This window comes from Pseudomonas lactucae (assembly GCF_036688725.1).
In the GTDB taxonomy this organism is placed as follows: Bacteria; Pseudomonadota; Gammaproteobacteria; order Pseudomonadales; family Pseudomonadaceae; genus Aquipseudomonas; species Aquipseudomonas lactucae.
Genome location: NZ_JAQQPT010000032.1, coordinates 56,921 through 70,925, shown reverse-complemented (window position 1 = coordinate 70,925; position 14,005 = coordinate 56,921). Strand labels below are relative to the sequence as shown.

Below are 14,005 nucleotides of genomic sequence, written 5' to 3'. Positions count from 1 at the left end.
AAAAATGCTCCGTATCTTTCGATACGGAGCATTTTCTTCGAGCGCTGCGCAGATTGCTAGGTTTTCACACAGCCTGGAGAGGCGGGTTTCTTATCAGTAGAATGTCATTAACAGGTGGATTCAGATTTAAGTCTGGCATCGATTCCTTTTAACGTTTACTGTGTTTTCCGCGCCCGCATTTTCCGCTATTTTCATGCTCCACAAATAGATACTCAGCGTTCATCTGGACTACTCACCCAAGGCACATTCCACGTTATATCTTCAAAGCTAAAATAGGCGGCCTTGCCTTGAGTGCAAAGATATGCGTACTTGTGAGTATAATCAACTTCTTTAAGTGTATCCTGCCGCAGCAACGAGTGCCACGAGGAACCACCAGGTACTAGAATACCAATAGAGCCGGTTGCGTCGCGATGTTGGTGAAGATATATTGGACAGTCCTCAGCATCTTTTTTAACTAGGCGAAAACCTGTCGGCGCATCCGACGCAATCACCCAACCTCCTGATAACTGAAGACATTTTCCATACTTTGGGCAGTCGTCCTGTCGAACATACACATTATAGGAATCAGACACATATCGAAAATAGAGCAAGACCGGGTAAGCCTTACTATTCAAGCACAAATAATCACTCGGGACCAGCGATGCGTGCGCAGTAAGAGCGTTAGCAGTAGCTGTTCCATGGTGCCCAAAGGGGGCCTCAATAACTTCTCCTACCAACTTCAATGTATTAAAACTAATAGGATAACCATCGCACTTCAATCGCGCGGTAAACGACCTTTGACGATCAGTTAACATAATATAATTCCTCGAAAGTATTAGATGCGACGATGCCACACCTTCAACCTACTAGATAAAATGGAAGAACCCACCTGTTAAAACTAACAGTTTTTTATATTTATTTAGAATAACAGCTCCATTTTATCTTTATATGTTTTAAGTGCCATTCGCACCTACCCTCTTGGAGCAAACGCTTGTTCCAACCCACCTCCACGGGTTGCCCGTTTAATGCTTACGCTACACAAACCACCGGCGCCGTCGACCGGCCATCGCGTCGCGCAGTTGCGTAACCGTGACGCTTCGGTGCGCGGGGTCCATCGCCAATGCCGAGTGCAATGCCGGCCAACAATGCCTGGGTAACTGGCGAGGTTTGGGCAAGGGTTCATTGGGCTGGCGTTCGCCCGAGCGCTGCCCGTGGGCGAGCTCATAGAGCACACAGGCAGCGCCATACAGGTCGGCGGTGGCGGACAGGCCCCCACCGGCCAGCAGTTCCGGTGCAGCGTACGCCGGGGTCCAGGCGTTCAAGCGACTACGACTCAAACCTGGCAACCCGGCCGCCTGCCGCGCCTGGGCGTGGCCCAGGCCAAAATCGAACAAACGCACGCCCTGCTCGCCCACCATGATATTCGAAGGTTTCACATCGCCATGCAGCACGCCTTGCCTGTGGACATAGGCAAGCGCATCCAGCAGTTGCACAGCCACCGGCTGCAATTCCTGCCAGGGCAAGCCGTCGGGACACTCCAGCAGCAACCGGTCCAGGCTCATGCCGTGCAGTAACTCCATGGTAAAAAACGCAACTTGGCGGGTGGTGTCGACCTCGAAGGCGAATACCCGTACCACATGGTCATGCCGCAAGCCCCGCGCCAGGGAGAATTCGCTGTAAAGCAATACATGGCCGTCGGCGGACTCGCAGAGCGTGTCGCCCAACAGCTTGACCGCGACCCACGCGTTGGGTTCACCGAAAGCCTCGTGCAGCAGGTCACGGGCGCGATAGACCACGCCCATGCCACCGGTCCCCAAAACGCGTTCCAACTGGTACCGGCCGGCGAGCAGGTTCGATGCCGCAGTGATCCCACTCATGGTTGCACCACCACCGCCGTCAGGTCATCCCGCGCCGCTCCTCGCAACACCTGGGTGAACAACCGATCCACCACCTGCCGTGGCGAACCTGCATTCAAGGCGTTCCCCAACTCATCATGGCTGAGCCCCTGATACACGCCATCACTGCACAACAGAAATACGTCACCTGGCCGGGTAGTCAGTTCGAGTGCCTCCAGGCTGACGGGCTGCCGGCCGCCAATGGCGCGCGTCAACGCCCTGGCTTTCGGATGGGCGCAGGCCTGCTGCTGGCTCAATCGCTGCTTGTCCATCAATTGCTGCTGCAGGGAATGATCCCTCGAAAGCTGATACAGGCGCTGCCCACGCCACAGATAGCAACGGCTGTCCCCTACCCAGATGCAGGCGGCACGTTGACCTTCCAGCAACAGCACGACCACGGTGCTGCCCATGATGCCGGCGCCGTCAGTGGCGTGCATCGCCGCCTGCCCTAAACGACTGTCGAGCCCTCGCAGACACTGCCGCACCGCTTGCATACGGCGGTCTAAACCGTCCTGGTCGGGTAACGCGGCGAGGCCGCTGACCACCCACTGGCTGGCCAAATCTCCAGCCCGGTGGCCACCCATGCCGTCGGCGACCACCCAACAACCGCGTTGGGGGCAGTCAAGATACGCGTCCTCGTTGCGCTCGCGCCCCTTGCCCTGCAACGTACGCCCGGCGCTGCGCCAGCGGTCTTGCGCCGGGTTCACAGCTGCTCCGGCAGGCGGAACGTACGCCAGGCCGACATCTGGAAAGGGTTCGCATTGCGTTGGCTGACCAACATGAAGTTGGCGCGCAGACCGCCGAGATCGGCCTTGAGCAGCTGTGCGTCGCGACCATTGGCGGGCTCACTTTGCAGCAAGTCCAGGAACCGGAACAACGACCAGGGCCCGTTGCTCTTTTCGATCCCCAACGGCCGCTGCGCACCGCGCTCCAATACCAGGCTACTGCGGCCATTGTGCGTATCGCCCGGCCACTGGAATGCTGTCGACACGATCGGGCCATGGCGGTACTCAAGCTGTTGATCGCCGATGCTCAGCAGCGCCCGACTGACTGCCTGGTCCAGGCTGTAGGGCGCCAGCGTAAAGCGCACCGCCCAGTCGCCTTGGTCTTCTGTAAAAAAACCTTGCCGAATCAGTTGGGCTTTCGCCAGTTGGTCCAGCAGCGAGCGCGACAACGGCAGGCTGCGACCGTCCATTGCGCGTAACCGATAACGGTTGCCTTCGGCACTGACGAAGGGACGCAGGTAACTATCATAGAATCGCGCCATGCCGCCTCTGGGTTTGAAGAACTCCTGGAAATCAACAAGGGCGACGTCACTGCCGGCATGGGCGTTGAACGGATATCGACGCGCAATAGCCTTGGCGTAGAAGCCATACACCTCACTTTGGTAACGCTGGTTCACATGGACATAGGCCTCGTCGAGCAACAGCCGCCAGCTGTCGTCGGCAATGCCGTCGAACCAGTCCTTGAGGGGTAGTGGCAAGCGTGCGGCGGCATCGCGCAAATCACCCAACAGTGGCAGTTGCCCTTCCATGCGTTGCTTGGCCATCTTGAAGCCCGCCTGCTCCGGCGCGCCCTCGCGGTTGAGCGCCGCGAGTTGCAGATGCCATTCATCGAGTAGCCGCAGAGCCTGCATCAGGTCCGCGCCGGGGTTCTGTTCAGCGTCGAGTAATAGGTGCAAGGGCTCGAAGCGCCGCTGCAGCGCTCGTCGAGCGGAGTCTGGCGTCGCCGGGTTCGCCGACGGGTTGAACAACACAGCGGAGCCGACCTCCTGGGCCGCCACGCCCAGCGCACCCGCCTGCCGGGTCACCGCATCAAAACGATCGCTTGTCGTGGGCAGACGGGTGTTTTCGCGCACCTGTTGCAGTAACTCCACCAGCGGTGACTGCGCTGACGTGAGGCTCGCAATTCCTTCGGCATGCTGGCGCAGGCTCTCACTGTGTTGCAGGCGGATGCGGCCAATGGCTTCGCTCCAGGCATGTGCGTAGTCGGTGAAATAGCGCTGCTCCAGCGCTTGCATCAATTGGCGCAGCCCCAGCGCGCTGAGGTCGGCGGCCTCGCCCAGCACCCAATTATCCTGGGCGATGGCATTGACCAGGCGCGGCCCCTGTTTTTCAAAATACTGCACGTACCTTTTGGTGTAGAAACCGGGTATGGGCTGATCGACAGCGGCGAATCCTCGCGCCTGCGCCAGGCGATAGGGTTCCAGACTGCGCGATTGCTCACGCAACACCCGGTAGACCACGTCCGCCAGCGACTCGCCGCGCAATTGCTGACGAGCCTGCGCCACTCGTTGCGCATTCAAGGGCGCCACAAAGGGTTGCGCCAGCAGCCGCGAAACATGTTCGTTCAAGCGTTTCTGCGCCGACGCATCCCCGGTATAACGCACAGACAGGTAAGCGGCCAAGTGCTGCGCCAGCCACGCGCTATCACGGCGCTCGGGTAGGTTGAGCATCAGGTAGGCCCGCAGAGCTTCCAGCAACTGCTCGCGCTCATCCAGACGAGTGCGCACCTGTTCCTCCAGCAGCGCGGTCACCCAGGGCAATAATCGCTGGCGTAACGCGTCTTCATAGGCACTGGTCAACCGTGAACGGCTCGCCTCGCCTTGATACAATCCGCCCCGCTCGAACAGACTGGCATCCGCCAACGCTGGAAACACCTGTGTCGCCGCCAGCCGACTGTCCAGCAACGGCAGCAGCGCCAGGCCATCATCCGTATCCGCTTGACCGAGCGCGGAGGCGAAGCTCAGGTCCGCCAGTTGGCCCAGGCGCTGGTGGTTGACCCTGTAGCTGTGCGTCCATATCACCCCCGCGCCGGCCAGCACCAGCGATGCGGCCAGCGCCAGCAAGCGCTGGCGGCGACGAATACGCTGCCGTTCCGGCCTGTGTAACCCGGCAAGTTCGGCTTCGGCAAAAATCACTTGGTCGAACAGCGCCTGGACGAAATGCGCACGCCTGCCACCGCCTCCCGCGCACGTCAGGTAAAACCCGCGCAAGCCGTTAATGCGCTCAAAGCGGTGGGCACAGAATGCAGACTCCACAAACAGGCACAAACGTTCACCGATGCTCGCCACCTGCCGAGGCAAATCCAGCATCCGGCCGCGACATTCCAGACTTCGCTCCTGGTGCATACGCGGGATCAGCTCTGCTCCCAGGCGTTGCAGCAGCGTCTCGAACGCTTCTCGCACCCGGACAATGTCGATGCCGGCATTGCCTGGCGCGATACATTCACCCAATACACCTTCGCCGACATCTGCGTGGGGCGTATCAAAGAATTCGATGAACCCCGGCAACCGGTCGGCCTGGGTCAGCACCAGATAAACCGGCACGTCCACATGCAGCGCCTGCTGGATATCCTGCAAGCGGGTACGCACATGGCGCGCATGCAGGTCCAGGTCATGCTCGTTGCTGCCGAGCAGGGTCTCCACCGCCAGCGTCACCACGACGCCGTTGAGCGGGCGCGTTCTCTTGCGCGCCTTGAGCAGGTCCAGCAACGCCGACCATCCCGCCCCATCCACCGAGGGATCCGGTTGGGTCAGGTAGCGCCCGGCACTTTCGAGCAGTATCGCCTGGTCGGCCATATGCCAGTCAAAACAGGCAGTGGCGCCCTCGCCCCGCTCCAGCGTCCGTTGCAGTCCGCAGGCCGCCAGCAGGCAGGTCTTGCCGCTGCCCGGCGCACCGATCAACAGGTACCAGGGCAAATCGTTGCGCCAACGTTCGCTGCGGTCGCCATAGCGTCGAGTGGTTTTAAGGGCGTGTTGCAGCGCCTTGAAGCGTCCCCGCACTTGCCTGCGCTCGTCAGCGATCAGGCTCTGGTGCTGATGGCGCTGCAGGTGCTCAGGCGGGTCGAGCCTTGCCGAGCGAGAAGCGCCCACCACGACCATCGCCAGCCCCCAAAGCAGGCACAACCCGCAGATGGTCAGCAGGCGAGCCGTCGAACCTTGCCAGAAACGATGGTCATCCACCGCCAGCAACGGTCCGACAAACCACACCAGCAGCGCGCCGGCCAACAGCAGCAACAGGCTCCAGACCCAGACCTTGCGCAGCACCGTGCCCGCGCCCTTGAAGAATGCGTTCATTCATAGCTCCCAGCGTTACAAGGGCGACCGCGTCTGATCCGGCGCCACCGGTTGAAAAAGTTGGAGTACGGTGTTTCGCTCATTGAGCAGCACCCAGGCAAACCCCGAATACATCGCCAGCAACGCGCTGAACGCGACGACCGCGATCCAAGTGGCGGATATCACGCGCAACCGCGCGCCCACCGGATGAGCGGCCACCGCTGGCCGCTGCACCAGCGGACGATCCCCCCGAACGTGCCTGATCTGTCGATACAAGCCATCGCGCACCGCCTCCAACTGCTCCGCGCCCCTCTCCATGACGCGGTATTTACCTTCGAAGCCCATCGACAGGCACAGGAACATCAGCTCCAGTATCGCCAGGTGCTTGACGGGGTCGCGAGATAAACGCTCCAACAGTTGGAAGCACTTTTCGCCGCCGAAGGTTTCGTTGTGGAAGCGGCTCAACAGGCTCGTCTTCGACCAGTCGCTGCGCCCCCCCCATGCGGTGGTGACCACCGCTTCGTCAATGACGCTGCACAGCACATAACGCGCCGACATGACCTGACTCTGGTCCGCTCCCTGGTGCAAGGCTCGCGTCTCGAAGGCCGTGATGCCCAATGACAGCCGATCGTTGAGGGTCTGCAGGTTTTCTCGGCTGCTGGCCCTGAGTTGGGCAACCTGTGACAGCAGGTCCCAGGCGGCGTCGACCAGGCTGTTCGGTCCTATATTGAAGTGCTGCCCGGCCGGCAACCCGGCGGTATAGATCATCCGGTCTTCCAGGTGTTCGAAGCGCGGCGGTGACGCAAAGTCCGTCACCGCTCCCTGCGCCGGCCCCTGCCCTTCGCGGTCCAGCAGCACGGTTTTCTCGTCCAGTGGGTATTCGCTGTCCATGGTCATGGCGTTCAGTTCCTGATGGCCCAGAAATTGAGTTCGAGCTCGACAAACTCGCCACTGGCGTGGAAGGCAAACCCTCCCGATTGCTCCAATTGCGTGATGTCACGGGCGCTGAGCTCAAGCATGAAATACGTCTTGCCGGCATGAAACGGGATCTGTCGCGGCGCCACCGGCAGTGGCCGGACCTTGATGCCGGCAAGGTGCAGGTTGACCAGTTCGCGGATACGCTCCACAGGACCGATCTTCAGGTGCGCCGGCAGCCGCTGACGCAGCGCCTCCGAATCACACTGGGCGCTTGCTGCGAGAATGAAGGTGGCTGCGCCCAGCAACTTGAGGTCACTCACCGGGCAGACCAGGACCCCGTACTGACGCGGTTGCAAGCTCAGTTCGAGCGCGTGCTGCTCCAGTACAGACGACAGTACGGTGCGAAGGCGCTCCATCAACCCGCGAAAACTCATGCCCTGATCGCCATGCCGGTAGCGCACGTCCACCTGCGCCCGCTTGTTCTCAATGGCAAAGGTGGACAGCTCGCCCAGTATCGACAGCAACGCCCGATACAGCACCTCCGGCCGCACCTGGCCCTGGTCCAGGTAGTGACGCAATACCAACTCGCTACGGTTGATCATTTGCAACATGAGAAATTCGCCGACCTGCGCCCCCGCCGCACCGCCACCGCCCTCGATACGCGCAACAATCGCATCCCCCCGGCTGGCCAGCAGGCTGATCACTTCCTTGACGCACGATGACAGATACCCCGAACGTTGCAGGTAGATGAACGTCGGTACAAAATCCGCGTCAAGCTTCACGCCCCCCTCACGGGTCGAATTCAGGACCTGTGCGACCTGCAGCGTCACATGCAGCGCATCGCCGGGCTGCTCGCCCAACAACAGACGCAGATCCGGGCGCGCGCAGTTGATCCGGCAGCTGGCGTCGACGCCGGCATTGGAGTCAATGACCTGCGACTCACAGCTGACGTACCGCGACAGGACATCGTTTTGCGCCGGCGTTCGCACCTCGACCTGACTGCCGATGGCCAACGGCAATGCCAGGTACACGGCTTGTCCGTCAACGTCGGCCGGCACCTGCAACACCAGCGGCGGCATCGTGCTGTCGAGCTCGAACAGGCTTCCGTCGGGAAACACCCCACTGGCCTGGTTGACCACCACTTTGCCCATATTGAGGTATTGCACGTCGACGTCCAGGCCCAGGAACCCCCAACCATCACTACCCAGCAAGCGTGTGCGGTTGAGCTGCTGGTGGTAATAACGATCGTTATGCTGCAGGTGCTGGGGTCGCAGCAACATGCCTTCTTGCCAGACGACTTTATGAACCGGCATCTCGATCCTCCCGGTTGCGGGTTTGACGGTCGGTGGCGCGGATACCCGACTCATCGAATAGCAGGTCGGCACGCGTCAGTTGCTGCCGGGTCACTGGCAGCACCAGCCGCCACTGCACATGGGGCAAGTCCCGATAGGCTGCCAGCACGCCGATATAGCGGCTGTGCGGTTCAACGCTGAGCTTGAGCGCCAGTTGTTCACCAGGGCGCAGTTCCAGTTCTTCGCTGCCGACCCAATCCTTGGGCAGTACCTGTTCGGCCCGACCATAGAGGCTGAAGAAATCGGCGTTCTCGAATGCAACCGGGTGGCGCAACTCGATCAGGTGCACAACCACGGGAGAGGGACGCCCGTGCAGGTCGGGGTTGACGGTTTCGCTGGCGGTCAATGTCAGGTCCAGTTTGGTCAAGGTTGAAAACGGTGACAGGCTGCTGCAACCGGCCAACAGGCCCAGCGCGACCAGCAGTGATACAGCGGTGACTCGATACATGGCTGTCATCCCGGATAGGCCGAATGCAAGGTGGAGACCAGGCGTACCTGCTCTGCGTAGGCCTTGGAAAAATCGTTGCGCAACAGGTGATCGTCCAGGCCAGGCCCGTCGACCATCCGCCGGTAATGGCGTTGGTAAGCCCGCCAATAGGCACCGTCCGTGGAAAATCTCGGCGGGCTGTCCTCGCGTTCGAAACACAGCAACAGATGGCCCGGTGCGAACGCTGCCACTGCCGCGCGCAAACTGGCGCGACAAGCCACGACCAACGCCAGTTGATGGACCTGAATCTCCCGGTTGGCCTGGCTGATCGCCAACTCGGCCGGCAGTTGATCGGGCTCCGCGGTGCCCAGCAACACCGTCAGGGCGGCCTGAGTGTCAGCGCACTCTCTCAAGGGGTTACGGCGGCTGAGCGTGGGGGTGGCACCGCTCAGGTTCAATTCCATGTTCAGCTCATCGCGCGTTCGCAGGCTCTGCCGCACGCCGTCGATTGTTTGCTTGAACAGGCCCGCCACCTTGAGCGCCAGGGCCTCGCGCCCAGGGGTATCGAGCGCATCCACACGCACGCCCAGGGCGTCGCCGAATTGCGACCAGAAGGCTTGCGGGATCGGCACTGTGGGCGGTTGAGGGGGCGCGTCAGTGCCCTCTGGCTCGGCCCATCTCGGCACGATCAGGTGATCCCGCTCTACAGCCCCCTGCGCGAGTTCGCAGATCGGCATTTGCGCCAGGGTTTGCAACGCATCGAGGTCCTCGGACGAATCGGCGTACGGCCGTTCATGGTCGAGCGCATGCACGGGATCCAAACCCAGGAAAGCATCATCAGGAATCGTATCGGCCCGCGCCAGCGTTGGCCGATCAGGCGCAGCCCCACGCGCCACCAGCCGTGCGCGAATATCCACCGGCCCCAGTTGATAGATTTCACCTTCAGCGATCAAGCGTGCCCGGCCCTTGAGCAAACGCTCCGTACCGCCCGAAACGCCAATACCGTTGCTGCTGATGTCTGTGAGGTAATACTGACCCTCCCGGTAGCTGACCAAGCCATGATGGCTGGAGAGCGAACGGCTGGCATCCAGCAGTGTCCAGTCACAGCCCGCTCCGCGGCCAATCACGCCGCCAACCCCATCAAATACCTTGCTGGCCGGCGGCTCGCCGCTCGCGGTATCGCAGACCTCGAATACTAATTGCATGACAGAGTCCCCTTGTTCATTGGCCGCGACGGGACGCCTGGGGATCACCCAGCGGACGGTAGTCGGCGTCATCAAAAACGTAATTGGCGTTACAACCGCCCAACAAACACAACACAAGCGCAACGGCTTGCCATGGACGCAGAGGCATCAGGTATCTCCCAGGAAAGTCAGGTCGGCGAAGCGGCATCGAATCCACCGGTGCGTCATTCAGCATTCCCCTCGGACGTCGCCACAGGGGATGTTCAAACGTGCAAGGCGGTACAACAGCGTGCGCCGCGCAACGCCCAGCTCACGGGCGGTGCGGGTGCGGTTGCCACGGTTCTTGTGCAGGCAATCGATCAGGAAAACCCGCTCCACCCGCTCCAGGCGCTGGCGCAACGTGGCGTCGGCGGGCGCCCCGGTCGGTACTAACGACAGGGACAAGTGCGCCGGCAGGATCACCGCGTCGTCACAGAGCAGTACCGCGCGTTCCACCAGGCATTTGAGTTCACGGACATTGCCGGGAAACGCATGGTTCGACAGCTGGTCCAGGGCCGAACTCGACCACTCCACCGGCGTGCGGCCCAGCGCTGCACAGGCCTTGTGCGCAAAGTCCCGGGCCAGCAGCAATACGTCGCCGTCCCGTTCACGCAAGGCCGGTAGCTCGATGGGAAACTGTGCCAGGCGGTAGTAAAGGTCCTCGCGAAAACTGCCGTCGGCCACCATCGCGGCGAGGTCGCGGTGGGTCGCCGCGACAATGCGCACATCGACCTTGTGCGCCGTGCTGGCGCCCAATGGACGAATTTCGCCCTCCTGCAAAACCCGCAGCAGCTTGGCCTGCAGTGACAGCGGCATATCGCCGATTTCATCCAGCAACAGCGTGCCGCCGTCAGCGGCGTCAAACAGCCCCGTGTGGTGACGCTCCGCACCGGTGAAGGCACCTTTGCGATAGCCGAACAATTCACTTTCCAGCAAACCTTCGGGGAAGGCGGCACAGTTCTGCACCACAAACGCCTTGCCACTGCGTGGCCCTGCGCTGTGAATAGCCCGCGCCACCACCTCTTTACCGGTTCCGGTCTCCCCGCGCAGCAACACGGTGTAGGCGGTATTCAGAACCTTGCCGATCAACCGGCAGGTTTCATCCATGCGTGGGCTGTTACCGATCAGCCCATGGGCGGCACAGGCTATCGACGCAGAGGTCTTGGCCGCAGCATCGTTGCAGACAGGACGCACACGCCGCAGTCGTTCCAGTTGACTCAGGGTGAAGCTGCCCAGTTGGCTCAAGGACGGCGAATAGTCCTGCAACGCCGCCGTGCGCTGGCTGGCGCACAGCAGCACACCCGCAACGGTTTTGCGCCGATCGAACAGGGGCATGCACGATATTGAACGCCAGGGCGTTGCCGTTGCCGGCAGGAACCCGCACTGGAACAGGCTGTTGGCCGGATCGTTGAGCGCCAGGGAGCAACGCTGATCCACGACATACTGCAGCACCTGTTCATGTTGAAAGTCAGGGCCACGCGCCACCTCGCCCAGTGGCAATGCGCCGGGCCAATGCTGGGCAATCAAGTCGAGCCGACCTGTTGCTCCGTCGCGCCAATACAGCTGGCTGAGTTCGCACTGGCTCAGTTGTGCGACCGCCGCCACACACAGGTCGGGCAAGCTCGTCTCGTCGCCATCGATGCCCAGGCGAGCGAACCATCCCAGCAGCGCTTCGGCGTAAGCCAGGGAATGAGGCAAGAGTGTCAACGGGCTCTGCGTCATTGGCTGATCTCGCAAGCCGGTTGCCCATTGCCATCGAGGCCAGCATATGCACGTGACAGGCTTTCACCGACGGCCATGGCGCCCAGCAGTCGATCGACGATCTGCGGCAACAGACAGGCTTCGATCCAGTGGTCGATATAGCGCGCCCCGCTGTCGCTGTGGGTACAGCGCTCGGCCATGTGCGTGACCAGTTCGGCGCTATAACTGAAGGCCAGGTTGCGTGACTGCAGCCGCTGCCCCAGACGGTCCAGCTTGAGCCTCGTCAGGTCGTGCAAGACTTCGCCCACCACCGGGTAATAGGGCACCACACACATACGCGCCAGCAACGCAGGCTTGAAATAATCGCGCAGCAGCGGACGAATCGCTTCCTGCACTGCCTGTGCATCCGGGTGCGAACCACCGGCGCATACCTCGACGATGCGATCGCTGCCCAAGTTGGAGGTCATCAAAATCAGCGTGTTGCGAAAGTCGATTTCCCGCCCTTCACCGTCATTGGCCCGCCCCTTGTCGAAGATCTGATAGAACAGGTTGAGTACCTCGGGGTCGGCTTTTTCGACTTCGTCGAGCAGCACCACCGAATAGGGACGCTGGCGCACGGCCTCGGTCAGCACACCGCCTTCGCCATACCCGACATAACCCGGCGGGGCACCGATCAATCGCGACAGGGAGTGCTTTTCCTGAAACTCAGACATATTGAGCGTGGTAACGAAGCGCTCGCCGCCGTACATCAGGTCACCCAGTGCCATGGCTGTCTCGGTCTTGCCCACCCCACTGGGCCCCACCAGCAGGAATACGCCGAGGGGGGCATCGGCCTTGTGAACCCCGGCAGCCACGGCGCGCAGACTGCGATCAAGCGCCCGCACGGCTTGCTCCTGGCCGAGAACGCGCGCGCGCAACGCGTCGGCAAACCCCAGTACCCTTTCATTGTGTTCAAGGGACAGCTGCTCAACGGGGATACCGGTCCAGGCGCTGATGACCTGGGCCACCCCGCGCGGACACACCTCAAGATTGATCACCGGTTGCGCGCCGTGCAGCGTGATCAGCCGTTGGCGTTCACACTCGACAGCCTCCAGACGCAGATTCAACGCGTGCAGAGCTTGCTCATCCACCGCAAACCCGGCATCGCGATCACGGGCCAGTGCCTGGGAGCGCCGAACGCCCTCGGTCTGCTCAACGTCCAGGCGCTGCAAGGCTTCGGGCAACGCTTCGCGACGGATACGCACGCGAGCGCAGGCGGTATCCAGAACGTCCACTGCCTTGTCGGGCAACTGGCGCCCGGCCAGGTAACGGGCGCTCATATGCGCGGCTGCAACGACGGCATCGTCGCGCACGTACACGCCATGGCTGGATTCGTACACCGAGACCAGCCCGCGCAGAATCGAAACCGCCTGTTCAACGCTGGGTTCGTCCACCCGCACAGGCTGGAAACGCCGAGCCAATGCCGGGTCTTTTTCAAAGTACTTTTTGTACTCCGACCAGGTTGTGGCGGCGATGGTCCGTAGCTCGCCGCGGGCCAGGGCCGGCTTGAGCAGGTTGGCGGCATCGGAGCCACCCGCCTGGCCCCCCGCCCCCACCAGGGTGTGGGCTTCGTCGATAAACAGGATGACACGCTGGGGCGAGGCATTGACCTCATCGATAACACCCTTTAGGCGCCGTTCGAATTCACCCTTGATACTGGCGCCGGCTTGCAGTAATCCCATATCGAGGGTGAGTATTCGCACATTTCTAAGAGGCTCCGGCACCTGCGACCGGGTAATGCGCAGGACCAGGCCCTCGACCACGGCGGTTTTGCCCACTCCGGCTTCGCCAACAAGGATCGGGTTGTTTTTGCGTCGGCGAACCAGAATGTCGATCAACTGGTCAATCTCGCTATCGCGACATAACACGGGATCGATACGCCCCTCTTGCGCCTGATGTGTGAGGTCGTGGGTAAACCGCGCCAACAATGATTCACTGCTCGCTGCCGAGACGGTTTGCGCCGCCTGGCTCAGCACAAAACCGAGCACGCGCTGTGCATCGAGGCGACTTAACCACTGTTGATAGCCACTGCCTGCATGCTGCTGCGGGTGACGCAGCAACGCCAGTAACAGCGCACCGTGATCAACATCGGTTTGGCGCAACTCCAGGTGGGCAACCATCAATGCCTGTTGCAGCCATTGCACGAGGGGCTGGGCGAACACCGGATTGCGCGAAGCACTCGCCTCGCCCTTGGGTTGCAGTATCGCTTCCAGCTCGCCGACCTCAAGCCCGGCGTCAGCCAGCGCCCGCGCTAACAGGCCATCACGATGCTCCAGCAGGATCAGTAGAAGGTCTTCAACCAGAACTTCCCTGCCACCGCGTGTCACGCAACGTTCAGCCGAGCGTTCAAGGTCTCGACGTGCCTGGGGAGTCAACGTTTGTATCAGTTGTTGCAGGTCTACATTCATCATGAT

At 61.4% G+C, this 14,005-nt stretch carries 11 protein-coding genes; all 11 read right to left on the bottom strand.

The features are described from left to right. Positions 1-212 precede the first annotated feature (212 nt). The 11 genes from V6M90_RS28255 to V6M90_RS28205 all read right to left on the bottom strand — a co-directional run bounded on the left by V6M90_RS28255 (position 213) and on the right by V6M90_RS28205 (position 14,002). The gene (locus V6M90_RS28255; RefSeq protein WP_332847519.1) at positions 213-794 is read right to left on the bottom strand and encodes a hypothetical protein; all 582 of its coding nucleotides are present in this window, start codon (positions 792-794) and stop codon (positions 213-215) included. 219 nt (positions 795-1,013) lie between these two features. Continuing rightward, positions 1,014-1,856: a serine/threonine-protein kinase gene (locus tag V6M90_RS28250; protein WP_141063997.1), complete on the bottom strand. Its 843-nt coding sequence runs from the start codon at positions 1,854-1,856 to the stop codon at positions 1,014-1,016. Then, the gene (locus V6M90_RS28245) at positions 1,853-2,581 is read right to left on the bottom strand and encodes a PP2C family protein-serine/threonine phosphatase (RefSeq protein ID WP_003174365.1); all 729 of its coding nucleotides are present in this window, start codon (positions 2,579-2,581) and stop codon (positions 1,853-1,855) included. The genes V6M90_RS28250 and V6M90_RS28245 overlap by 4 nt, the downstream gene beginning before the upstream one ends. Next, complete coding sequence (tssM, locus tag V6M90_RS28240; protein ID WP_332847518.1) at positions 2,578-5,952, bottom strand: type VI secretion system membrane subunit TssM; 3,375 nt, start codon at positions 5,950-5,952, stop codon at positions 2,578-2,580. The genes V6M90_RS28245 and tssM overlap by 4 nt, the downstream gene beginning before the upstream one ends. A gap of 15 nt (positions 5,953-5,967) precedes the next feature. After that, on the bottom strand, positions 5,968-6,828 hold the full coding sequence (gene icmH, locus V6M90_RS28235) for a type IVB secretion system protein IcmH/DotU (RefSeq protein ID WP_181408614.1): 861 nt from the start codon (positions 6,826-6,828) through the stop codon (positions 5,968-5,970). Positions 6,829-6,833: 5 nt separating this feature from the next. Further along, positions 6,834-8,162 (bottom strand): type VI secretion system baseplate subunit TssK, encoded by a 1,329-nt coding sequence (gene tssK, locus V6M90_RS28230; RefSeq protein WP_332847517.1) that lies wholly within the window; start codon positions 8,160-8,162, stop codon positions 6,834-6,836. Further along, positions 8,149-8,649 (bottom strand): type VI secretion system lipoprotein TssJ, encoded by a 501-nt coding sequence (gene tssJ / locus V6M90_RS28225; RefSeq protein ID WP_332847516.1) that lies wholly within the window; start codon positions 8,647-8,649, stop codon positions 8,149-8,151. The genes tssK and tssJ overlap by 14 nt, the downstream gene beginning before the upstream one ends. Positions 8,650-8,654: 5 nt before the next feature. Further along, positions 8,655-9,833 (bottom strand): type VI secretion system-associated FHA domain protein TagH, encoded by a 1,179-nt coding sequence (gene tagH / locus V6M90_RS28220; RefSeq protein WP_332847515.1) that lies wholly within the window; start codon positions 9,831-9,833, stop codon positions 8,655-8,657. 16 nt (positions 9,834-9,849) lie between these two features. Next, the gene (locus V6M90_RS28215; protein ID WP_003174371.1) at positions 9,850-9,981 is read right to left on the bottom strand and encodes a hypothetical protein; all 132 of its coding nucleotides are present in this window, start codon (positions 9,979-9,981) and stop codon (positions 9,850-9,852) included. Positions 9,982-10,040: 59 nt separating this feature from the next. Beyond that, on the bottom strand, positions 10,041-11,573 hold the full coding sequence (locus V6M90_RS28210) for a sigma-54 interaction domain-containing protein (protein WP_332847514.1): 1,533 nt from the start codon (positions 11,571-11,573) through the stop codon (positions 10,041-10,043). Further along, entirely contained in the window at positions 11,570-14,002 is a 2,433-nt protein-coding gene (locus tag V6M90_RS28205; protein WP_332847513.1) for an AAA family ATPase, read from the bottom strand. Before V6M90_RS28205 ends, V6M90_RS28210 begins: the two co-directional genes overlap by 4 nt. Positions 14,003-14,005: the final 3 nt, after the last annotated feature.